Annotated in this window: 23 protein-coding genes and 1 pseudogene; 16 read left to right on the forward strand and 8 right to left on the reverse strand. The window is 69.2% G+C overall.

The genetic code is table 11. The features are described 5' to 3' along the window. Nucleotides 1–14 precede the first annotated feature (14 nt). The 7 genes from OHB13_RS00650 to OHB13_RS00680 all read left to right on the forward strand — a co-directional run bounded on the left by OHB13_RS00650 (nucleotide 15) and on the right by OHB13_RS00680 (nucleotide 7176). Complete coding sequence (locus OHB13_RS00650) at nucleotides 15–1595, forward strand: acyl-CoA carboxylase subunit beta (RefSeq protein WP_328374743.1); 1581 nt, start codon at nucleotides 15–17, stop codon at nucleotides 1593–1595. Between the two features lie 31 nt (nucleotides 1596–1626). Beyond that, on the forward strand, nucleotides 1627–1830 hold the full coding sequence (locus OHB13_RS00655; protein WP_328374745.1) for an acyl-CoA carboxylase epsilon subunit: 204 nt from the start codon (nucleotides 1627–1629) through the stop codon (nucleotides 1828–1830). A 94-nt stretch (nucleotides 1831–1924) separates the two neighbouring features. Next, nucleotides 1925–2398 (forward strand): cobalamin B12-binding domain-containing protein, encoded by a 474-nt coding sequence (locus tag OHB13_RS00660; protein ID WP_266860394.1) that lies wholly within the window; start codon nucleotides 1925–1927, stop codon nucleotides 2396–2398. Then, a complete protein-coding gene (locus OHB13_RS00665; protein ID WP_328380187.1) occupies nucleotides 2395–4149 on the forward strand; it encodes an acetyl/propionyl/methylcrotonyl-CoA carboxylase subunit alpha in 1755 nt (584 codons plus the stop codon). The genes OHB13_RS00660 and OHB13_RS00665 overlap by 4 nt, the downstream gene beginning before the upstream one ends. Before the next feature lie 247 nt (nucleotides 4150–4396). Beyond that, entirely contained in the window at nucleotides 4397–4969 is a 573-nt protein-coding gene (locus OHB13_RS00670; RefSeq protein WP_328374748.1) for a SagB/ThcOx family dehydrogenase, read from the forward strand. A 210-nt stretch (nucleotides 4970–5179) separates the two neighbouring features. Continuing rightward, entirely contained in the window at nucleotides 5180–6358 is a 1179-nt protein-coding gene (locus OHB13_RS00675) for an aminotransferase class V-fold PLP-dependent enzyme (protein ID WP_328374750.1), read from the forward strand. Nucleotides 6359–6546: 188 nt separating this feature from the next. Continuing rightward, nucleotides 6547–7176 carry a hypothetical protein gene (locus OHB13_RS00680; protein ID WP_405755726.1) on the forward strand — a complete coding sequence of 210 codons (630 nt, stop codon included), beginning with the start codon at nucleotides 6547–6549 and terminating at the stop codon, nucleotides 7174–7176. A 69-nt stretch (nucleotides 7177–7245) separates the two neighbouring features. Here OHB13_RS00680 and OHB13_RS00685 read toward each other — a convergent pair. Further along, nucleotides 7246–7407 (reverse strand): annotated as a pseudogene (locus tag OHB13_RS00685) (tautomerase family protein); the annotation flags it as partial. Between the two features lie 8 nt (nucleotides 7408–7415). Continuing rightward, entirely contained in the window at nucleotides 7416–8036 is a 621-nt protein-coding gene (locus OHB13_RS00690; RefSeq protein WP_328374754.1) for a CGNR zinc finger domain-containing protein, read from the reverse strand. A 142-nt stretch (nucleotides 8037–8178) separates the two neighbouring features. Here OHB13_RS00690 and OHB13_RS00695 point away from each other — a divergent pair, with 142 nt between their 5' ends. The 3 genes from OHB13_RS00695 to OHB13_RS00705 all read left to right on the forward strand — a co-directional run bounded on the left by OHB13_RS00695 (nucleotide 8179) and on the right by OHB13_RS00705 (nucleotide 10578). Further along, nucleotides 8179–9150, forward strand: coding sequence for a pyridoxamine 5'-phosphate oxidase family protein (locus OHB13_RS00695; RefSeq protein ID WP_328374756.1), 972 nt, complete (start codon nucleotides 8179–8181; stop codon nucleotides 9148–9150). A gap of 14 nt (nucleotides 9151–9164) precedes the next feature. After that, nucleotides 9165–9632 (forward strand): nuclear transport factor 2 family protein, encoded by a 468-nt coding sequence (locus OHB13_RS00700; protein WP_328374759.1) that lies wholly within the window; start codon nucleotides 9165–9167, stop codon nucleotides 9630–9632. A 64-nt stretch (nucleotides 9633–9696) separates the two neighbouring features. Further along, nucleotides 9697–10578 carry an alpha/beta fold hydrolase gene (locus OHB13_RS00705; protein WP_328374761.1) on the forward strand — a complete coding sequence of 294 codons (882 nt, stop codon included), beginning with the start codon at nucleotides 9697–9699 and terminating at the stop codon, nucleotides 10576–10578. On the opposite strand, the gene OHB13_RS00710 is transcribed toward OHB13_RS00705, so the two are convergent. Continuing rightward, nucleotides 10548–10991, reverse strand: coding sequence for a GNAT family N-acetyltransferase (locus OHB13_RS00710; protein ID WP_328374763.1), 444 nt, complete (start codon nucleotides 10989–10991; stop codon nucleotides 10548–10550). The genes OHB13_RS00705 and OHB13_RS00710 overlap by 31 nt on opposite strands. A gap of 83 nt (nucleotides 10992–11074) precedes the next feature. After that, nucleotides 11075–12226, reverse strand: coding sequence for an FAD-dependent oxidoreductase (locus OHB13_RS00715; protein WP_328380188.1), 1152 nt, complete (start codon nucleotides 12224–12226; stop codon nucleotides 11075–11077). 88 nt (nucleotides 12227–12314) lie between these two features. Here OHB13_RS00715 and OHB13_RS00720 point away from each other — a divergent pair, with 88 nt between their 5' ends. Then, the gene (locus OHB13_RS00720; protein ID WP_328374765.1) at nucleotides 12315–12986 is read left to right on the forward strand and encodes a TetR/AcrR family transcriptional regulator; all 672 of its coding nucleotides are present in this window, start codon (nucleotides 12315–12317) and stop codon (nucleotides 12984–12986) included. A 27-nt stretch (nucleotides 12987–13013) separates the two neighbouring features. On the opposite strand, the gene OHB13_RS00725 is transcribed toward OHB13_RS00720, so the two are convergent. Further along, nucleotides 13014–13709: an alpha/beta hydrolase gene (locus OHB13_RS00725; RefSeq protein WP_328374767.1), complete on the reverse strand. Its 696-nt coding sequence runs from the start codon at nucleotides 13707–13709 to the stop codon at nucleotides 13014–13016. A gap of 153 nt (nucleotides 13710–13862) precedes the next feature. Between OHB13_RS00725 and OHB13_RS00730 the strand changes: the two genes are divergently transcribed. Beyond that, on the forward strand, nucleotides 13863–14414 hold the full coding sequence (locus OHB13_RS00730) for a YciI family protein (protein ID WP_328374769.1): 552 nt from the start codon (nucleotides 13863–13865) through the stop codon (nucleotides 14412–14414). 128 nt (nucleotides 14415–14542) lie between these two features. On the opposite strand, the gene OHB13_RS00735 is transcribed toward OHB13_RS00730, so the two are convergent. Continuing rightward, nucleotides 14543–15049, reverse strand: a complete 507-nt coding sequence (locus OHB13_RS00735; protein ID WP_328374771.1) for a GNAT family N-acetyltransferase — start codon at nucleotides 15047–15049, stop codon at nucleotides 14543–14545. Between the two features lie 125 nt (nucleotides 15050–15174). Between OHB13_RS00735 and OHB13_RS00740 the strand changes: the two genes are divergently transcribed. After that, nucleotides 15175–15954, forward strand: a complete 780-nt coding sequence (locus tag OHB13_RS00740; protein ID WP_328374773.1) for an AraC family transcriptional regulator — start codon at nucleotides 15175–15177, stop codon at nucleotides 15952–15954. 88 nt (nucleotides 15955–16042) lie between these two features. Here OHB13_RS00740 and OHB13_RS00745 read toward each other — a convergent pair whose 3' ends face one another. Continuing rightward, nucleotides 16043–16936 (reverse strand): MBL fold metallo-hydrolase, encoded by an 894-nt coding sequence (locus OHB13_RS00745; protein WP_328374774.1) that lies wholly within the window; start codon nucleotides 16934–16936, stop codon nucleotides 16043–16045. Nucleotides 16937–17165: 229 nt separating this feature from the next. Between OHB13_RS00745 and OHB13_RS00750 the strand changes: the two genes are divergently transcribed. The 3 genes from OHB13_RS00750 to OHB13_RS00760 all read left to right on the forward strand — a co-directional run bounded on the left by OHB13_RS00750 (nucleotide 17166) and on the right by OHB13_RS00760 (nucleotide 19460). Next, a complete protein-coding gene (locus OHB13_RS00750) occupies nucleotides 17166–17375 on the forward strand; it encodes a hypothetical protein (RefSeq protein WP_328374775.1) in 210 nt (69 codons plus the stop codon). After that, on the forward strand, nucleotides 17362–18759 hold the full coding sequence (locus OHB13_RS00755) for an amidase (RefSeq protein WP_328374777.1): 1398 nt from the start codon (nucleotides 17362–17364) through the stop codon (nucleotides 18757–18759). The genes OHB13_RS00750 and OHB13_RS00755 overlap by 14 nt, the downstream gene beginning before the upstream one ends. Before the next feature lie 128 nt (nucleotides 18760–18887). Beyond that, nucleotides 18888–19460: a TetR/AcrR family transcriptional regulator gene (locus OHB13_RS00760; protein ID WP_328374778.1), complete on the forward strand. Its 573-nt coding sequence runs from the start codon at nucleotides 18888–18890 to the stop codon at nucleotides 19458–19460. Between the two features lie 58 nt (nucleotides 19461–19518). Here the strand turns inward: OHB13_RS00760 and OHB13_RS00765 are convergent, their stop codons facing one another. Continuing rightward, entirely contained in the window at nucleotides 19519–20331 is an 813-nt protein-coding gene (locus tag OHB13_RS00765) for an SDR family oxidoreductase (protein ID WP_328374780.1), read from the reverse strand. Between the last annotated feature and the right edge of the window lie 11 nt (nucleotides 20332–20342).

Consider the following 20342-nt stretch of genomic DNA (forward strand, 5'->3'; position numbering starts at 1 on the left):
AGGTGGAGCAACCAGTGAACGACATCAACACGCACACGACGGCAGGAAAGCTCGCGGACCTGCGACGCCGGATCGACGAGGCGTCGCACGCCGGCTCCTCGCGGGCGGTGGAGAAGCAGCACGCGAAGGGCAAACTGACGGCGCGTGAGCGCATCGAACTGCTCCTGGACGAAGGCTCCTTCGTGGAGCTGGACGAGTTCGCACGGCACCGCTCCACCGCGTTCGGCCTGGAGAAGAACAAGCCGTACGGAGACGGAGTGGTGACCGGTTACGGCACCGTGGAGGGCCGCCCTGTCGCGGTGTTCTCGCAGGACTTCACGGTCTTCGGCGGAGCCCTCGGCGAGGTCTACGGCCAGAAGATCGTCAAGGTGATGGACTTCGCCCTCAGGACGGGCTGCCCGGTCATCGGGATCAACGACTCCGGAGGCGCCCGCATCCAGGAGGGCGTGGCCGCGCTCGGTATGTACGGCGAGATCTTCCGCCGCAATACGCATGCCTCCGGGGTCATCCCGCAGATCAGCCTCGTCGTGGGGCCCTGCGCGGGAGGCGCGGTGTACTCCCCCGCGATCACCGACTTCACGGTCATGGTCGACCGGACCTCGCACATGTTCATCACCGGACCCGACGTCATCAAGACCGTCACCGGTGAGGACGTCGACTTCGAGGAGCTGGGCGGAGCGCGCACCCACAACACGGACTCCGGTGTGGCGCACTACATGGCGGGCGACGAGAAGGACGCCATCGAGTACGTCAAGACCCTGCTCTCCTACCTCCCCTCGAACAATCTGAGCGAGCCCCCCGCGTTCCCCGAGGAGGCGGACCTGGCCCGCACCTCGGAGGACGAGGAGCTGGACAGCCTGATCCCCGACAGCGCGAACCAGCCGTACAACATGCACACGGTGATCGAGCACGTCCTGGACGATGCGGAGTTCTTCGAGACGCAGCCGCTGTTCGCGCCGAACGTCCTCACCGGTTTCGGCCGCGTCGAGGGACACCCGGTGGGCATCGTGGGGAACCAGCCGATGCAGTTCGCGGGCTGTCTGAACATCGACGCCTCCGAAAAAGCCGCACGCTTCGTGCGCACCTGCGACGCGTTCAACGTCCCGGTCCTGACCTTCGTGGACGTGCCCGGCTTCCTCCCGGGTGTCGACCAGGAGTACGGCGGCATCATCCGGCGCGGCGCCAAGCTGATCTACGCGTACGCCGAGGCCACGGTCCCGCTCATCACGGTGATCACCCGCAAGGCGTTCGGCGGCGCGTACGACGTCATGGGCTCCAAGCACCTGGGCGCCGACCTGAACCTGGCCTGGCCCACCGCACAGATCGCGGTGATGGGCGCGCAGGGCGCGGTGAACATCCTGCACCGGCGCACCATCGCGGCCACCCCCGACGCAGAGCTGGAAGCCACCCGCAGCCGCCTGATCCAGGAGTACGAGGAGACCCTCCTCAACCCCTACACGGCGGCCGAGCGCGGCTACATCGACGCGGTGATCATGCCGTCGGACACCCGCGCCCACATCGTGCGGGGCCTGCGTCAGCTCCGTACCAAGCGCGAGTCCCTGCCGCCCAAGAAGCACGGCAACATCCCGCTGTAGCCCGGGACTCAGCCGGTGAAAGGACCGACCCATGATGATCAAGGTCGTACGGGGAAACCCGACCCCGGAGGAACTGGCCGCCGCACTGGCGGTGGTCCGGGCCCGCGCCGCGGCGGCAGTCGCCACACCCGGCACACCGCCGCGCGCCCGCGACGCCTGGGCCGACCCCGCGCGCATCAACTCCCTGCCCCAGCAAGGGCCCTCGGCCTGGGCACGTACCTACTGGCCGCGCTGAACAGCTCCACCAGCTCGTCGACAGGACAACTCACCGTGTCGTCACAGGCCGTCGCCCCTCCTCCCACCCCACTGACCACCCGATCGGAGAAGTCATGAACACCGTGCAAGAGGGGGCGCACCGTGCCGGCCACGCGCCGCCCCCGCGTGCTCGCGTGGTGATCGCCAAGCCCGGCCTCGACGGCCACGACCGTGGCGCCAAGGTCATCGCCAGGGCCCTGCGTGACGCGGGCTACGAGGTGATCTACACCGGCCTGCACCAGACGCCGGAACAGATCGCCGCGACCGTGATCGCCGAGGACGCCCCCGTACTCGGGCTCTCCGTACTCTCGGGCGCCCACCTGACGATCATGCGGAAACTGATCCGGCTTCTCGCCGAAGAGGATGCCGACGACGTCCGTATCCTTGTCGGCGGCATCATTCCCGCCGCCGACATCGCCGCCCTGGAGGCACTGGGAGTCGACGCGGTCTTCACCCCCGGCGCGGGCATCGGCGGAATCGTCGAGACCGTCGACCGCCTCCTCAGCACCACCCACACCACGGACCCTGCGCTGGAGCCGGCATGTTGAAGAAAGTACTCATCGCCAACCGTGGCGAGATCGCTGTCCGTGTCGCACGGGCCTGCCGGGACGCCGGGATCACGAGCGTAGCCGTCTACGCCGAGCCGGACCGGGACGCACCGCACGTACGCGCGGCCGACGAGGCGTTCGCCCTGGGCGGTGACACCCCGGGCACCAGCTACCTGGACATGGGCAAGGTCCTGCAGGCCGCGAAGGACTCGGGCGCCGACGCCATCCACCCCGGATACGGCTTCCTCTCCGAGAACGCCGAATTCGCCCAGGCCGTCCTCGACGCGGACCTCACCTGGATCGGCCCCCCGCCCCAGGCCATCCGCGACCTCGGCGACAAGGTCGCCGCCCGCCACATCGCACAACGCGCCGGCGCACCGCTGGTCGCCGGCACCCCGGACCCGGTCGAAGGCTCCGCCGAAGTCGTGGCGTTCGCCCAGGAGAACGGGCTGCCGATCGCGATCAAGGCGGCCTTCGGCGGCGGCGGGCGCGGCCTGAAGGTCGCCCGCACCCTCGAAGAGATCCCCGAGCTCTACGACTCCGCCGTACGCGAGGCCGTCGCCGCGTTCGGGCGCGGTGAGTGTTTCGTCGAGCGCTACCTCGACAAGCCCCGGCACGTGGAGACCCAGTGCCTGGCCGACCAGCACGGCAACGTCGTCGTCGTCTCCACCCGTGACTGCTCCCTCCAGCGCCGCCACCAGAAACTCGTCGAGGAAGCCCCCGCCCCGTTCCTGAGCCAGGCGCAGAACGCCGAGCTGTACGCGGCGTCCAAGGCGATCCTCAAGGAGGCCGGTTACGTCGGCGCGGGCACCGTGGAGTTCCTGGTCGGCGTCGACGGCACGATCTCCTTCCTGGAGGTCAACACCCGCCTCCAGGTCGAGCACCCCGTCACCGAAGAGGTCTCCGGTATCGACCTGGTCCGTGAGATGTTCCGTATCGCCGACGGCGAGGAACTCGGCTACGACGACCCGAAGCTGCGCGGTCACTCCTTCGAGTTCCGTATCAACGGCGAAGACCCCGGCCGCGGGTTCCTGCCCGCCCCCGGCACCGTCACCACCTTCGCCCCGCCGACCGGCCCCGGTGTCCGCCTCGACGCGGGCGTCGAGTCCGGCTCGGTGATCGGCCCCGCCTGGGACTCCCTCCTCGCCAAGCTCATCGTCACCGGCGCCACCCGCCAGCAGGCCCTCCAGCGCGCCGCCCGCGCCCTGGAGGAGTTCACCGTCGAGGGCATGGCCACCGCCATCCCCTTCCACCGCGCCGTCGTCGCCGACCCCGCCTTCACCTCCGACCCGTTCCGCATCCACACCCGGTGGATCGAGACCGAGTTCGTCAACGAGATCCCGCCCTTCGCCCCCGCCGGCGGCGACACGGACGAGGACGAAGCAGGACGCGAGACGATCGTCGTCGAGGTCGGCGGCAAACGCCTGGAAGTCTCCCTGCCCTCCTCGCTGGGCATGACCCTGGCCCGCACCGGTCTGGCCGCGGGCGCCAAGCCCAAGCGCAGGGCCGCGAAGAAAGCCGGCTCCGCCGCTTCCGGCGACTCCCTCGCCTCCCCCATGCAGGGCACCATCGTCAAGGTCGCCGTCGAAGAGGGCCAGGAAGTCAAGGAAGGCGACCTCGTCGTCGTCCTCGAAGCGATGAAGATGGAACAGCCCCTCAACGCCCACCGCTCCGGCACCATCAAGAGCCTCACCGCCGAGATCGGCGCCTCCGTCTCCTCCGGCGCCACGATCTGCGAAATCAAGGACTGACCGGCGGAGTTCGGGTTCGTCGACAAACGCTGTCCTCAACCTGCTCGCAGGCAGCGGTGCCTCCGGTCAGGTTGAGGACACACCCCTGGACGCCCCTCAAACGCCGCCCTCTCCGGCCTGTGCTTGTCTGGGCCTGCGTGTGCTTGTCCGGGCCGGCGTGTGCTTGTCTGGGCTGATGACACAGCGGGAAGTGCCTCTGAAGCCTGTTCGGGTTACGCCTCCGATTGACGGTCTCGGATCCTTGCTGATGCAGCGACGCAGCACACGCAGCTTCGCGGCCCGGCCCCTGAGCATCGCTCAGGTCGCCCTCATGGTGTGGGCGGCGCAGGGGCAGACCACCGGTGAGCGCCGCTCATGCCCGTCGGCGCACGCGTTGTATCCACTGACACTGACCGTGGTCGCGGGCAACGTCGACGGTCTCGCCGCCGGGGCTTACCGGTACGACGCCGAGCGCGATGTGCTGACTCTGATCGCCGACGGCGACCACCGTGACCGGGTGGCCGGCACCACGCTCGCCGACCACGCCTGGCTACGGCGGGCGGCGGCACTGCTCCTGCTCAGCGGTGACCTGGAGGCGGCTGCGCAGCATTTCGCCGATCAGCCGCCGGTGGGACGGCGGGGCGCGCGGTACGTATGGCTGGAGGCCGGGCACGCCGGCCAGAACATCTACCTCCAGGCCGCCGAGGCCGGCCTGGGGGCTGTGCTCGTCGCCGGGTTCGACGACGACCGGCTCCTCGGCCTCACCCCTGCGATCGTCCCGTCCGGTCAGCACCCACTGGCACTGCTCGGCGTCGGCCATCCAGCCGATCTGCAGAGCTGAATCGCCTCCCCGGCGGACGGCGACGCCGGCGCCATCAAGCCCGGGTCCGAGCCCTGCGGGCGGGGTACGAGGTGCGGCGCACCCCACGCCCCTTGCTCCATCCGCCGATTCCTGTGACCTGTCCTGACCGGAAACGTTGCCTTTACTGAAGTGAGGCGCTTTGGGACGGTGAAGGCCAGTGCGGCACCGCAGAGATGGGAAGCAAAGGGCATGGACGTCGAAACGCTCCGCCAGGACACCCCGGGCACCGCGAACCGGATCCACCTCAACAACGCGGGCGCGGGTCTGCTGTCGCGGCAGACGCTCAGGGCCGTCACCTCCCACCTGGAGCTGGAAGCGGCGATCGGCGGCTACGAGGCCGCGGGACAGGAACGGGACCGCATCGACTCCACCTATGGGCACATTGCCCGGCTGGTGGGCGGCCGGGCGGACGAGATCGCGCTCTCCGACAACTCCACCCATGCCTGGAACACCGCGTTCTACTCCATGACGTTCAAGCCGGGTGACCGCATACTGACGGGCCGGGCCGAGTACGGCAGCAATGTCCTCGCCTATCTTCAGACGGCCCGGCGCACCGGAGCCGAGGTCGTCGTCGTTCCCAACGACGAGTCCGGCCAGCTCGACACCACCGCCCTGGCGAACCTGATCGACGACCGCACCAAGCTGGTGGGCATCACCCATGTCCCCACCAGCGGCGGCCTGGTCAACCCGGCTGCCGAGATCGGACGCATCACCCGCGCGGCCGGCGTGCCCTTCCTCCTCGACGCCACCCAGTCCGTGGGCCAGTTCCCCGTGGACGTCGCCGAGCTCGGCTGCGACATGCTCACCGCCACCGGCCGCAAGTTCCTGCGCGGCCCGCGCGGCACGGGCTTCCTGTGGGTGCGCCCCGAGGCACTCGCCTACCTGGAGCCGCGCGTGATCGAGATCGCCGCTGCCACCTGGGACGGCAAGCGCAGCTTCACCTGGAACGACGGCGCGCGGCGTTTCGAGACCTGGGAGGTCAGCTACGCCAACGTCCTGGGGCTGAGCGCCGCCGTCCAGCAGTGCCTGGACATCGGCATGGACGAGATCGGCCGGCGCACTCTCGCCCTCGGCACCTACCTGCGCGACAAGTTGGACGCCGTACCCGCCGTCACCACCTACGACCTCGGCCGGCGGCGGTGCGCGATCGTGACCTGCAAGGCCGAGAACATGACGACGGCCGATGTCGCGGCCGCCCTGGCCGGGCACGGCATCAACGTCAGCACCACCGATCCGGTGCAGACCCAGTTCGACGCCGAGGACCGGGATGTCCACCCGCTGGTACGCCTCTCGCCGCACTACTACAACACCGAGGCCGAGATCGACCGCGCCGTCGAAGTCCTCACCGAACTCACCTCAGGTTGCTAACCACTTGCGCACGGCGGGTCGGGTCGGACGACCCCGTCCGAGGCGCCGCAGCTGGTTCCGGACGCGCGCCATACCGGCAGCCGCGCCGACCTCCACCACGTGTTCCTGCACTTGGCGTGCCGCCTCATCTGTCTCCACCGAGCAGGCACCGTCCCGAAAGGATCAGTAGGGTCGACGGTGTGCACGATGTGCGAGTGGTATTGATCGGCGGGACGTCGAACGTCGGGAAGTCCACCATTGCCGAAGCGGTGGCGGGGAAGCTCGGGTTCGAGTGCCTGACCACCGACGGGTTGGCCCGGCACCCCGGGCGGCCCTGGAGGACCCCGGAGTGGGAGGTGCCGGCACACGTCGCCGAGCACTACGGATCACTCACAGTCGACCAACTGATCACGTCCGTTCTGAGCCACTACGACCGGCTGTGGCCCCGCATCGAAGAGCTGATCGCCGCCCACACGACTGAAGGTCGCAGCAACACGGGCCTTGTCCTGGAGGGGTCGGCACTCTGGCCCGTCCGCGTCGCGAGGCTCCAGGTCCCGTACACGGCCGCCGTGTGGCTCACCGCGGACGACGCCGTATTACGCACCCGTGTTCACGTAGCGGGCCGCTATGAAGCAGCTACATACGAGGAACGGCACCTGATGGACAAGTTCCTGTCCCGCACGGAGCGCTACCAGGCACTCATGATCGATGCCATCGACAGGTTGGGCCTGGATCGCATCGACGCGAGTGGCGGACGGTCCATTACAGAGCTGGCTGACACGGTGCTCGAAGCAGCCAACGCGCAGAACACGGTGGGGCGGTCATCCGCCGGCCGGTGACCAGTGTGGCCCTCGCCTACGCCGGATTCCGACGCCAAGCCCGTCAGCAGTTCGTCTTGAAACGATCAGTCAGTCGAGATACTGGGCCTCCCCGTTGCCGAGCGACCAATCTGCATCGGTGTTCTCGGTCAGTACGATGAACACGTTGCGGGGTTCCGTCTCTGCGTATTCCTGGGCGAGTTCGGCGATACGACGGTACAGCGCCTGCTTCTGCTCGGCAGGCCGACCTGCCCCGACTCTCAGTCGGTGGTCTTGCGGTGGCGCTGGTAATGGCGGGCGGAGCGGGCGCGGTTGCCGCAGCCTGCGGAGCACCACTCCCGGCGGGGGTGGTTCTTGAGGAAGTACAGGACGCACCCCGGCGCCAGGCACGCGCGCAGTTGATGGCGGGAATCCCGGCCGAAGAGCGCGACGGCTTCCTCGGCGATGGCGGAGACGGCGGCAGAGGCCGTCTGCCCGCCGGTGCGGGTATGGCGCGAGGGCTCCTGGCCAGGCGTCCAGGACAATGCGGACCAGTGAGGTGTATCGCCGGCGGCCCCGTTGAGCACGGTGACGGCCGCCTGCAACTCGCGGGGGTCGGACACGGCCGTCGGGCGTGGATCCCCGGTGGCCTCAGCGGCCAGCCTGCGCAGCGCGCCTCGCAGGCTGATCAGTCGGTCGCCGAGGCGGTCGAGGTCGGACGTGGCGAGGGTGTCGAGATCCCCCGGGGCCATCAGATCCGTCCGGGAAGCGACGGCGTGCAGCCAGGCCCGGGTGCCGCCGGGATCCCGCAGCGCGTCGTGCACGCCGTCCCGGTCCGCCCAGATCGTGTTCATCAACTCCACGGGAAGCGGCTCGCCCAGCAGCGGTGCCTTCGTATCCATGACGTCGAGGCTACCGCACTTCTAACGGTTGAAGCGTGCCCCATCCGTTTGACATGGGGGGTTGTCAGTGTCATCGTTTTCCTAACGGTTACTAGCGCGCTCAAGCGTTGGAAATCCGAGTCGTCGAAGGAGGCCTGCTCTCATGAACGGTTCCGTCCCCGTCGAGCCCGGCACCGCGACCGGCAACACCACCTCGGGCTTCCATGAGGGTGAGCTGGCGGTGCAGCGCCAGGCAGGCGTAAGCAGGGACGCGGCCCGGCTCACGGGCATGCTGGCCCCCGCCCGACTGCGCAGCGGCGTGACCCGGTTCCTGGCGGAGCAGACCTTCGCGGCGATCACCGCACGCGACGCCGACGGCACACTGTGGACCTCCCCGCTCACCGGCCCGCCCGGATTCCTCCACGTCGCCTCACCGACTGCGCTCGACGTGCGGTCCCTGCCCGCCGAGGGCGACCCACTCCAACACCTGCTGAACAGCCGGCCGGTGGGGCTGATCACCGTCGAGTTCGCCACCCGCAGACGCCTGCGTGTCAACGGCACCCTGTCCCGTACCGACAGCGACGGGCTGCGCATCGTTGTGGAGCAGGCGTACGGCAACTGCCCCCAGTACATCCAGAGCCGACGCCTTCACACCGCACCCGCCCCGGCCACCAGCGCGGGACCTGACCGGCACGGAAGCGCGCTGACCCGGGAGGACGCCGAGCTGATCCGCAGGTCCGACACCTTCCTGATCGGCACCTCCCACCCCGCTCGTGGCAACGACACATCGCATCGCGGCGGGCCGCCGGGATTCGTCCGGGTCGAGGACGGGCGGCTGTGGTGGCCCGACTACTGGGGCAACAACATGTTCAACACCCTCGGCAATCTCCAGGCCGACCCCAGCGCCGCACTGCTCTTCTGCGACTTCACCACCGGCCGTACCCTCCATCTGTCCGGCCGGGCCGCCCTGGAGTGGACCGACCCGGGCACCCCCGGCGACGACGACCGCACCGGCCGCCGCGTCCACTTCACCCCTCACCACCTGATCGCCGGCCGGCTACTGACGCTGCAAGCCGACTCCGTCACCGCCGCGCCCGACAACCCGCCGCTGACCGACCCACCCACCGCACAGTGAAGGACAGCCCTGCCATGACCGACGCACGCCCGCCCTTCCCGCCCTTCGACCTGGACGGCGCCCTTGCCAAGGTCCAGGCAGCCGAAGACGCCTGGAACACCCGCGATCCGCACCGGGTCGCTCTCGCCTACACCGAGGACTCCGCCTGGCGTAACCGGGACACGTTCCTTACCGGCCGTGACGAGATCGTCGAGTTCCTCACCGCCAAGTGGGACCGCGAACTCGACTACGTACTGCGCAAGAGCCTGTGGAGCTTCCACGAGAACCGCGTGGCCGTCCGTTTCCAGTACGAGTGGCACGACACCGAAGGCCAGTGGTTCCGTTCCTACGGCAACGAGTTGTGGGAGTTCGCCGACAACGGGCTGATGCGCCGCCGTGAGGCCAGCATCAATGACCTGCCCATCGACGAGGCCGACCGCCGTTACTTCGGCCCCCGCCCCGAAAGCGGGCGCGGCCCCGGACACGACATCCCCCTCGCCTGAAACCACCTGTCGGCCCCGGGCCACGTGGCCCCGCCGAGTACGACACCGCAAGGAGTGAAGTGCCATGACCGTCAGCTTCCGCACCATCGACGTGGCCGGGTGCCGGGTGTTCTACCGCGAGGCCGGTGAACCAGGCGCACCGAAGTTGGTCCTCCTGGGCGGCTTCCCGTCCTCCTCGCACCAGTGGCGCAACCTCCTGCCCGCGCTGGCGGACCGCGGCTTCCACGTCGTCGCACCGGACTACCCCGGTTCCGGCTACACCGAGGCCCCCGACGACTTCACGTACACCTTCGACCACCTCTCCGAGGTAGTCGAACAGTGGCTGACCGGGATCGGCTTCACGTCCTTCGGCCTCTACCACCAGGACTTCGGCGGCCCGATCGGCAACCGGATCATCGGCCGCCACCCCGACTGGCTGCAGTGGCAGGTCGTGCAGAACTCCAACGCCTACGAAGAGGGCTTCACCAAGGTGTGGGACGACATCCGGTTCAAGCTCTGGCAGGAGCGCACTCCGGAGACCGAGGCCGCGCTGCTGCCGTTCCTGCACACGGACGGCGTCAAGTCGATCTACCTCAGCGGGCACAAGAACCCCGAGCTCATCTCTCCGGACAACTGGACGGTGGACGTCACCTTCCTCGACCGGCCCGGCCGCAGGGCCATCCAGCTCGACCTGCTGGAGGACTACAGGACCAATCCGCCGCTGTACGAGACCTGGCAGGCGTCCATGCGCGAACACCAGCCCAGGACCATCATCTTCTGGGGGCAGGGCGATGTCTTCTTCACACCCGAAGGCGGCGACGCCTACCTCCGCGACCTGCCCAACGCGGAGATGCACCGCCTCGAATCAGGCCACTTCGCTGTGGAGGACCACGTCGACTACATCGCCGACAACATCGCCCGCTTCCACTCCGAGTACTACGCCTGTGGCCGCACAACGAACCGGTAGACCCGGGAATCGCGGCTCCGGAAGCCCAGACGTTCGTACAGCCGATTCGCTCCCGGTCGAGACGGCCGCGAGGTGAGGTCGACGGTCCGCGCCCCAGCTGCTTCGGCCAGGCGCAGTGCCTCCCTGGTCAACGCCGCTCCAACACCGTGTCCCCGGGCCGCATCGTCGACCACGACATCTTCGATGCGGCCCCGCAGCCCTGACGGCAACGGAAACGTGATCAGGGTCAGCATGCCGACCGCTCGGCCCTCGGTCCGGGCCAGCAGCAGAGTGTTGGCATCACTGCTCAGCAGCCGGACCACTGACTCATGGTCAAGTGCCCTTGCAGTACTCGACAGTTGGGGTAGCAGGCGCGTGACTGCTTCGACTACCTCATCAGTCGCCTCGCGGACGACCTCCACCTCGACGCTCATGATCGTGAACCCTACCGACAAGCACCGAAGCGCCGCGCTCCCCCGGGCCCCGGAGCGCGGGTCCGTGTCGTCGGCAGTGCGGGTCAGGACTGCACGGCCCCTTCACGCGCTCCTTCGGGGGCGCCGGTGATGAGGTCGATGAGTCCGAAAGGTGCGCCGTCACCGAGGCAGAGCTCCAGGACCAGGTGCGCCTGCGCGGCGGCCGACTCGCTGCGCGAGAACAGCTCCTCTTCGTATGCGGTGAGTGCCGTCTCGATGTGGTCGGGGTGCGCGGCGATCGCCTTGCCGAGCTCGGCCCCGTCGAACATCGCCAGGTTCGCACCGTCCCCGGACGGCGGCATCAGGTGCGCGGCATCCCCGAGGAGCGTCACCCCGGGCGTACGGCCCCAGCGGTGCCCGTCGGGGAGTGCGTAGATCATCCGTGGGACCGGTGCGGTTTCGCCATCGGTGATCAGCGCGGTGAGTTCCGGCGCCCACCCGTCGAACTCGGCCGCGAGTCGCGCAGTCGCGGCGGCGTCGGTGAAGTCGATGCCGGCGATCCACTCGGCGGGGCGCTTCAGCTGGACGTACGTGTGAAGGATGTTCCCCGCCTCGCGGTGTGCGGTGATCCCCTTCCCCGGGGTGAGCGCGTACATTGCGCCGCCGCCGACTGCCTCGGCCGTCGCGGAGTGCCGTTCGTCGACGTCGTACAGGTAGGTCTCGATGAACGTCGTGCCGACGTATTCGGGCACGGCGTCGGAGAGCAGCGGCCTGACCTTCGACCAGGCGCCGTCCGCGCCGACGAGGAGCTCGGCGCTGACGGTGGATCCGTCCGCGAACGTCAGCCTGTGCCGGCCGTCGCCCAGTGCCGCGACGCCGGTGAGCTTCTTCCCCCACTGGATCGTCTCCGCGGGCAAGGATTCGAGAAGGATGCGACGCAGGTCTCCGCGGAGCACTTCGGGCCGTCCGCCGTTGCCGTCGTCGGGTTCGTCGAGGAGCACCTTTCCGTGCTGGTCGAGCGCGCGCGAAGCCTCGCCGCCTTCATGGATGATCGCCCGGAACTCGTCGGTGAGGCCGGCCGCTTCGAGGGCGAGTTGCCCGTCGTGCTCATGAATGTCGAGCTGGCCGCCCTGTGTGCGGGCCTCTGCCGAGGGGTCCGCCTCGTAGATCCTCGCGGGAATGCCGTGTACGTGGAGAACGCGCGCGAGGGCGAGGCCGCCCAAGCCCGCACCGATGATCGTGACTGGTGTCGGCATCATGATCCCTTCCATCCGAAACGCTACTGGAACGCTATTCCATAGAGACAGTTTGGAACAGCATTCCAGATGTGTCAAAATAGCGTCCATGGCGACCAGGGCTCAGCGGACCGAAAGGCGCACGGACGCGCTCTCGAAAGAGCGCATCATCGAGGCCGCGATCGAGATCCTCGACGCCGACGGTGAAGGCGCACTGACCTTCCGCGCGCTCACGGCGCGCCTTTCCACCGGGGCCGGGGCCATCTACTGGCACATCGCCAACAAGAACGAGCTGCTGGCGGCGACCACCAACGACGTCATCGCCCGGGTGATGTCCGACGTGGTCAGTGATGCGGAGCCCCGGGAGTCGGTCCGGGCCATTGCCCTCGGGGTGTTCGACGCGATCGACGCGCACCCCTGGGTGGGCACCCAGCTCTCCCGCGAGCCGTGGCAGTCTGCGATGCCGCAGATCTTCGAAGGTATCGGCGGCCGCCTCCAGGCCCTCGGCGTCCCAGAACAGGCGCAGTTCGACTCCGCGTCCGCGCTCCTGAACTACGTCCTCGGCGTCGCAGGACAGAATGCCGCGAACGCCCGCCTGCACGCGCACGTTACTGACCGGGCGGAATTCCTCGGGTCGGTCGCCGCACAGTGGACGCAGCTCGACCCCGCGGAGTACCCGTTCGTACATCAGGTGGCGGCGCAGCTGTCCGAGCATGACGACCGCGAGCAGTTCCTCGCCGGCATCGACCTCTTCCTCGCCGGTATCGGGACCGTCCGATAGGCCGCACGGCACGTAACTGGAGACGGATCACGTCGTATTGGCCAGTTCGGCGAGGAGCCGGGCCGTGCCGGCGGGATCGATGGTCTGATGGAGGTGTGCGCCGGGCAGGTGTGCCACCCGCCAGCCACGTTCGCGCGCCTCGGCGGCCGCATCGTCGTACGCAGGGCCGAACAGTACGTAGGAGCAGGGGTGGTCGTCCCATCCGTCGGTGACCGGGATGCTCTGCTCGTAATAGGACAGCGGCAACGTGGGCTGTTCCTCAGTGACTGTTCGCCGCACCGTCGGGTCGGAGAACATGGGCGCGACGTCTGCCTCGTCCCACCAATCCGTCCAGCGCGGCAGCCTGCCGTTCACAGCCATCGGTCTGAGGAACTCCAGCAACCCGGGTGTGGCAACAGGGGTGGATCCGGTCCGGGCCGGCAGCACGGCATCGACGAAGATCGAGCCGGCCACCCGATGGCCGAGACCCTCGCGAATCGCCGGGAGAAACAAACCTGCGTTGCTGTGTGCCACCAGGACGACGGGCCTGCCGACCGAGACCTGCCGGAGGTCGTCCTGGACCGCATGGACGATGCGGGGCCAGAAGGGCGGAGCGCCGACGCCGATACGCAGCAGGGACGGCACCCGTACCAGGTATCCCGCGGATGTGAGATGTCCGGCCACAGGGTGCCAGGTCGAGGGGCCTACCGACGGACTGTGTACGAGAACGAAGACCGGTTTCATGTGACGACCCTGCCGTCCGTACCACCGGAGCCGCGGCAGCCTCGGCCGACAGCAGAACGCCTTGCCTCCGAGAAGTTCAGGGAGGATGCTGCCAAGCAGCCGTCCCAGGGGAATCCGCTCGACGCGGTACCTCTTTGAAGAGATCCTTCGGGTATGGAGTTCCTCTGTTATCACCGCGACCGGCTCGGCTCTGCAACGCTGCGCGACGAGTTGTCGGAAGAGCACTGGTCCTACATGGACCGGTACGCGAAAGAGCTGATCGCCCGGGGGCCGACCCTCGCCGACGACGGCGACACACCCACCGGAAGCGTGCACATCGTCGACCTGCCCGATCCCGCCGCCGCCCGCGCGTTCGCCTTCGACGAGCCGAACTACCAGGCCGGCGTGTACCGCGACGTGCTGCTGCGGCGGTGGCGCAACGTACTGGGGCGCACCATGTGGGACTTCCCCGGCGGCCGGACCGGCGGCAACCGGTACCTGGTGCTCGGCCTGGGCACACGGCAGGCCGCGGACCTCGCGCTGCCGCCCGACCGGGACGAGTTGATCGCCTACGGGCCACTGCTGTCCGACAACGGTGCCGCCTGGCTGGGCACGGCGGCGTTGGTCCGGGCGCCGGACCCGGACACGGCACGCGCCGTCCTGAACCCGGACCGGTACGCCGAAGTCGAGGTGCACAACTGGCAGTTCGGCGGGCGCCCGTCGTGACCCGAGGGCGTCCGGCCGGGCGCTCCGCCGCACAGCACCGCTCAGCGGAGGGCTCGCCGTTCGCGCATCGGGCAGTGACAGCGGCCGGCACCGCGCGCATCTGGGGCGCGGTGCCGGCGCGTCGTGCGTCAGAGGGCGCGGATCATGCACAACCGCGGCCACCGGTCGAGGCCGTGAGCCGCCTCCCGTGCTCGGATTTCCCGTAGGCCACGGCCGAGCTCCCTCTCGTCAAGAGGCCGGAAGCCGCAGCGTGCGTAGTACGGCGCGTTCCACGGAACCCCGGCGAAGGTGGTGAGCGTCAGGGCGGGGATCCCGTCCGACGCCGCCCGGTCCGCCAGATGGTCCAGCAGCGAGCGTCCGATGCCACGGCGTGCACTGTCCGGGTGCACCGACACCTGCTCGATGTGAAAGTTGCCGTCGACACGGTCGGCGATGAGATACGCCACCGGGACGTCGGTCTCGTCGACCGCGACCCAGGCCAGCTGGGCCCGCTGGTAGCTCGCCAGTTCGTCCAGGGACAGCGGTTCGTCATCGGCGATTTCCGGCATGCCGATGTCGCGGAAGCATCGCCCCGCCGCCCTCTCGATGTCCTGGAGGACCGGCAGTTCGGCGGCATGAGCAGTTCGGATCGTCACTGGCCCATTGTCCCCGGCAGCCCTCCCCCGGGAGTACGTGCCTCCTCGGACGGCATGGCCACCGGCACTGCGCGCTGATGCCCGGCCACCGCACACCTGTCGCACTTCCCATAGAGTCCTGACTTGTGCTGGAAATCCGCCATGAGCCCATCGCACCCACCCGGACCCAGAGACTGGCGACCGGGTCGGAGATCGACGCGCACCGGCACGACGACCATCAGATCGTGTACGCGAGCCGGGGTGTGCTGAGCGTGACGGCCAGTACGGGGACCTGGGTCGCGCCTGCCACCCGTGCCATCTGGATTCCCGCCGGGACGGTCCACGCCCACCAGGCCCACGGGAACCTGGAGATGCACCTCGTCGGCCTGGAGACGGGCGACGATCCGATCGGGCTTGAGAAGCCGACCGTGCTCGCCGTCGGGCCCCTCCTGCGTGAACTCATCCTCGCGTACACCGAAACCCCCCTCGACGACAGTCCCCAGCGTGCCCGGCTGCGCGCCGTGCTACTGGATCAGCTGTGTGTCTCACCCCATCAGCCACTTCATCTGCCGACGCCCACAGCCCCGCAACTCCAGGACTTGTGCGGCCTGTTGAAGGCCAATCCCGGCGACAACCGCTCGCTCACCCAGCTCGGCCGGCACATCGGTGCCAGCAGCCGCACGCTGTCCCGGCTGTTCCGGGCAGATCTCGACATGACCTTCCCCCAGTGGCGCACCCAACTGCGTCTCCATCACGCCCTGGTCCTCCTCGCCGACAACACCCCGGTCACCACAACGGCCCATCAGTGCGGCTGGTCATCCGCCAGTGCGTTCATCGATGTCTTCCACCGGACCTTCGGACACACCCCCGGAGCACACCATGGTCCTGCCCACCACGGACAGCCCACCGGAAGCGGGCAGCGTTGACGCAGGTCGGCGGGGGTAGGGCCGGTGCGGCCGAGGCCGTGGTAGTTCACGGCAAACACCCAGCCGCCGCCCGACGCAGGGGCCGCGATCAGACCAACCGGTAGGAGTCGCCCTGGGCGACCACATGGCCGGCTGTGGGCGGCGGGAAGTGGCTGCCGAGGAGCAAGGTCCGGGTACCGGCCAGTGAGCCGAGGATCCGCTGACGCGTCCTGACCGCGAGCTCGGGATCGATATCGACACAGCTGCCCAGGTTGGGGTCGAGCATCTGCACGGGGTGATGGATGCAGTCTCCGGTGATGAGCGCGGCCTCCCCCTGGCTGCGCAGCTCGACCGCCACCTGGCCCGGCGTGTGGCCGGGGGTGGGCAGCAGCCGGACGCCCGGCGCGATGACCGCGCCCTCGTACGGGACGTGTACGAGATCCAGCAGCCCTGCCTCCTCGACGGGATCCACCGAGTCCCGGAACATCTGGCGCCGGGCCTCCTCCATGTCGGCACCTGCCCAGTAGTCCCACTCCGCGCGAGCGCTGACGTAACGGGCGTGGGGGAAGGTCGGAACCCAACTGGCCCCATCAGAGCGGGTGTTCCAGCCGACGTGGTCGGTGTGGAGATGGGTGAGGATGACGAGGTCCACCGTCTCCGGGGCGAATCCGGCGCCCGTAAGACGCTCCAGATAGCGGGTGTCCAGGTTGTCCCAGGCCGGATTGGCCCGCTGCTTGCCATTGCCGATGCCGGTGTCGACGAGCACCCGCATCCCGTTCACCTCGAACGCGAAGCTGTGGCTCGCCAGCCGCAGGATGCCGTCGTGGTCGGCAAAGTCCGGCTGCAACCAGGGGGCTTGGGCCACCACTTCGGGCGTCGCCCCGGGGAGCAGCCAGGGGCCGGTCGGTGCGGGAAGGCGCACTTCGTCGATGCGCCGGACGGTGAGGTCACCCACGCTCCATGACGGGGTACCGGTGGCGCCGGACTTCGAGGGGGTGGGCATGAGGTGTTCCTTTACTTGTGGTGAGTCACGGCATGAGTGGTGCTCGGGCAGCCATGGGAAGAGGGCACTCGGCCGGCGCCCGTTGTCACCTCCGCACTAAAAGCAACGGATTTGCGTTAACTCACCGTAGGCCCTACCGTCCCCTAAAGCAAACCATTAGCTTTTTGATTGGTCGCGGTATCGGCCCGCAGGTCCGGCATGCGTGACACGAACGCCTGGGAGAGCCCACATGAACACCGAACTCGACCCGCGGGAGGCGGCCCGTGGGGCGCGCCGCGCGGGGCGCGCCCTGGAGGGCGAACGTCCTGCGGAAGTGGCCGCGACCGCCCACCACATCCAGGCCGTTGTCGCCACACTGCGCGAGCTCGACTTCGAGGACACGCCTCCCGCGACTTCCTACAAGGCCGTTGTTCAGGAGGACCTCCATGCGGCCCTTTGAGCTGTCACTCACTGAAGCGGCTCGCGCAGTACGCACGCGCGAGCTGTCCCCGGTCGAGCTGACCGAGTCGGTCCTCGACCGTATCGGCGCTGTCGAGGAACGGCTCCAGGCCTACGTCACGGTCACCGCCGATGCCGCGCGCCGAGCGGCCGCCCAGGCGGAGCGGGAGATCACGGCAGGGCAGCCGCTCGGCCCGCTGCACGGCATCCCCATGGGGCTCAAGGACATGATCGACACCAAGGGAATGGCGACAACAGCAAGCTCCCGGGTCAGGTCGGGCCACGTGGCGGACGGAGACAGCGCCGTCGCATCGCGTCTGGCCGCGGCGGGCGCGATCCTGCTGGGCAAGACCCACACACATGAATTCGCCTACGGACTGACGACACCCCAGACCAAGAACGCCTGGGACCACGACCGCGTCGCCGGCGGGTCGAGCGGCGGCTCGGCCGTGGCCGTCGCTGCCGGCGAGGCCACCTTCGCCCTCGGTACCGACACCGGCGGTTCGATCCGGGTTCCCGCGGCACTGAACGGCGTGGTCGGACTGAAGCCCACGTACGGCCTGGTCTCCCGGCACGGCGTGACCTCACTGTCCTGGTCCCTCGACCACGTCGGCCCCATCACCCGCACGGTGCGGGACGCGGCGCTGGTCCTGTCCGCGTTGGCGGGACACGACCCGCGTGACCCGGCGAGCCTGACCGCCGCTCCGATCGGTGAACTGCCCGAAGAGGAAGGGGACTTGTCGGGGCTGCGGGTGGGCGTACCGAGCAACTACTACTTCGACCGGGTCTCCCCCGAGATCGACGTGGCGGTACGGCGCGCCATCGGGCAGCTTCAGGAACTGGGCGCGGAACTCGTCGAGGTCGAGATCCCGATGGCGCGATACGTCCAGGCGATCCAGTGGGGCCTGATGGTTCCCGAGGCAACCGCCTACCACGAGCGCACACTGCGGTCCATGCCCGAGCGGTACGGGCCGGACGTCCGCGTTCTGCTGGAGGCCGGGGAGTTCGTCCCGGCCGGCGACTATCTGCGCGCCCAGCGTGCACGGACCCTGATGCGCGACGCGTGGGCGCGGATGCTTGGCACGGTCGACCTGATAGCGGCTCCGGCCGTGCCGATGACGGCCGCCAGGGCGGGCCAGGACAGTGTCGAGTGGGCGGACGGCACGGTCGAGGCCGTCTCCGACAGTTACGTCCGCCTCTCCGCGCCGGCCAACATCACCGGGGTCCCGGCGCTGACCCTGCCCGTCGGCCTCGACCGCACGGGCCTGCCGATCGGCATGCAGCTGATGGGACGTCCGCTGGGCGAGGCCACCGTGCTGCGCGCCGGACGAGCCTACGAACGGGCGCAGACCGGAACGCGATCGCTCGCCCCGGTCGCCGGCTGAACGCCCCGCTCTCGCTGGCGACGGGGCGCGCCCCCTGTTCTGCGGAGTCCACGGGCTGCCGGAGGGGCCCGGTGGAGAGACGTGAGAGACCGCCCTTGAAGCAATAATTTTGCATTAAGGTGGATGCCATGAGCCCCAAGCCCATGGTTCGCCCCGGAGGGCGCAGCGCCCGCGTACAGGAGTCCGTCCACGCGGCCGTCCGTGAACTGGAAGCCGAGCAGGGGCGGGACGCACTCACCGTCCCCCTCGTGGCGGCCCGTGCCGGCGTGACACCGTCGACCGTGTACCGCAGATGGGGCGACCTGCAGGAACTCCTCTCCGACGTCGCTGTCGAGCGATTGCGCCCCGAGGCGCCCCCGTCCGATCTCGGCACCCTGCGCGCGGACCTGGGCACATGGGCCGAGCAGTTCCTGGAGGAGATGGCTTCCCCGCCGGGGCGGGCGTACATCCGGGACGCGCTCCTGGGGGATCCGGACGGCAGCAATGCGGGGCAGTGCTCGGCCTACGCGGCGGATCAGATCGACATCATGCTCGGCCGGGCATCGGAACGCGGCGAGGCCGTACCGGACACGGAGCAGGTCGTCGACCGCGTCGTCGCCCCGATGATGTACCGGATCCTGTTCCGCCCCGGCCCGCTGGACTCCGCATGGGCACGGATCCTCGTGGACAACGCCCTCGACCGGCCGTCGGACCGCGTGTGAGATCTGCCGCCTCGGACGACATCAGCCGCAGACCACGTCAGCCGTGGAGCAGCCCACGTCAGCCGTAGACCTGGCGGCCCAGCCACTGGCCGCCGTCGATCACCATCGTCGTACCGGTGATGTAGCGCGAGCGTTCCTCCAGCAGGAAGAGTGCGGCCTCGGCGACCTCATCCGGTGTGGTGAAGCGCCCGGCCGGAACGCTGTCGAGCACCCGGGCACGGGCCTCCGGCGTGGGCCACAGCGCGGCGCCCGCGCCCTCCGTCTCCGTCGGGCCGGGCGCGATGCAGTTGACCCGCACACCGCGCGCGCCCCACTCGGCGGCGAGGGTGCGGGTCATCGCCAGCACCCCGCCCTTGGCCGCCGCGCTGTGGACGGTGCCGGGGTGGCCGTGCCAGGCATAGCTGGCGATCACGTTGACGATCGCCCCGTCCCCCGCACCGAGCATGTGCTGCGCGGCGGCCCGGGTGGCGAAGAAGGTGCCGTTGAGGACGATGTCGACCACGGCGCGCCAGCCGTTCGGGGACAGGTCCTCCGCGGGTACGACGAAGTTCCCTGCGGCGTTGTTGACCAGCGCGTCCAGGCGCCCGTGCCGGGCGGCGACCGCGTCGATCGCGGACGTCAGCGCGTCGGCGTCGCGGACGTCGACCGGGGCTGTTTCCACTGTGCCGCCGGACTCCCGTGCGAGGCGCGCGGTCTCCTCCAGTGCCTCGGGGCGCCGGCCGATTACCGCGACGGTTCCGCCCGCCGCGGCATAGCGCAGGGCGATGGCGCGGCCGATTCCGGAACCGCCGCCGGTGACGACGGCGACCCGGCCCGCGAGTTCAGCGGGGGAATTCTTCGTGGCGGGAGTGTTCACGGGGGAAGGGCTCACGGGGCAGTGCT

The sequence above is a fragment of the Streptomyces sp. NBC_00440 genome (genome assembly GCF_036014215.1).
Lineage (GTDB): Bacteria > Actinomycetota > Actinomycetes > Streptomycetales > Streptomycetaceae > Streptomyces.

What these genes read in the sequence shown, in the direction of transcription:
- OHB13_RS00655 (WP_328374745.1), top strand. Translation starts at nt 1,627, where the DNA reads ATGATGATCAAGGTCGTACGGGGAAACCCGACCCCGGAGGAACTGGCC.
- OHB13_RS00660 (WP_266860394.1), top strand. Translation starts at nt 1,925, where the DNA reads ATGAACACCGTGCAAGAGGGGGCGCACCGTGCCGGCCACGCGCCGCCC.
- OHB13_RS00670 (WP_328374748.1), top strand. Translation starts at nt 4,397, where the DNA reads ATGCAGCGACGCAGCACACGCAGCTTCGCGGCCCGGCCCCTGAGCATC.
- OHB13_RS00675 (WP_328374750.1), top strand. Translation starts at nt 5,180, where the DNA reads ATGGACGTCGAAACGCTCCGCCAGGACACCCCGGGCACCGCGAACCGG.
- OHB13_RS00690 (WP_328374754.1), bottom strand. Translation starts at nt 8,036, where the DNA reads ATGGATACGAAGGCACCGCTGCTGGGCGAGCCGCTTCCCGTGGAGTTG.
- OHB13_RS00695 (WP_328374756.1), top strand. Translation starts at nt 8,179, where the DNA reads ATGAACGGTTCCGTCCCCGTCGAGCCCGGCACCGCGACCGGCAACACC.
- OHB13_RS00700 (WP_328374759.1), top strand. Translation starts at nt 9,165, where the DNA reads ATGACCGACGCACGCCCGCCCTTCCCGCCCTTCGACCTGGACGGCGCC.
- OHB13_RS00705 (WP_328374761.1), top strand. Translation starts at nt 9,697, where the DNA reads ATGACCGTCAGCTTCCGCACCATCGACGTGGCCGGGTGCCGGGTGTTC.
- OHB13_RS00710 (WP_328374763.1), bottom strand. Translation starts at nt 10,991, where the DNA reads ATGAGCGTCGAGGTGGAGGTCGTCCGCGAGGCGACTGATGAGGTAGTC.
- OHB13_RS00715 (WP_328380188.1), bottom strand. Translation starts at nt 12,226, where the DNA reads ATGCCGACACCAGTCACGATCATCGGTGCGGGCTTGGGCGGCCTCGCC.
- OHB13_RS00720 (WP_328374765.1), top strand. Translation starts at nt 12,315, where the DNA reads ATGGCGACCAGGGCTCAGCGGACCGAAAGGCGCACGGACGCGCTCTCG.
- OHB13_RS00725 (WP_328374767.1), bottom strand. Translation starts at nt 13,709, where the DNA reads ATGAAACCGGTCTTCGTTCTCGTACACAGTCCGTCGGTAGGCCCCTCG.
- OHB13_RS00730 (WP_328374769.1), top strand. Translation starts at nt 13,863, where the DNA reads ATGGAGTTCCTCTGTTATCACCGCGACCGGCTCGGCTCTGCAACGCTG.
- OHB13_RS00745 (WP_328374774.1), bottom strand. Translation starts at nt 16,936, where the DNA reads ATGCCCACCCCCTCGAAGTCCGGCGCCACCGGTACCCCGTCATGGAGC.
- OHB13_RS00750 (WP_328374775.1), top strand. Translation starts at nt 17,166, where the DNA reads ATGAACACCGAACTCGACCCGCGGGAGGCGGCCCGTGGGGCGCGCCGC.
- OHB13_RS00755 (WP_328374777.1), top strand. Translation starts at nt 17,362, where the DNA reads ATGCGGCCCTTTGAGCTGTCACTCACTGAAGCGGCTCGCGCAGTACGC.
- OHB13_RS00760 (WP_328374778.1), top strand. Translation starts at nt 18,888, where the DNA reads ATGAGCCCCAAGCCCATGGTTCGCCCCGGAGGGCGCAGCGCCCGCGTA.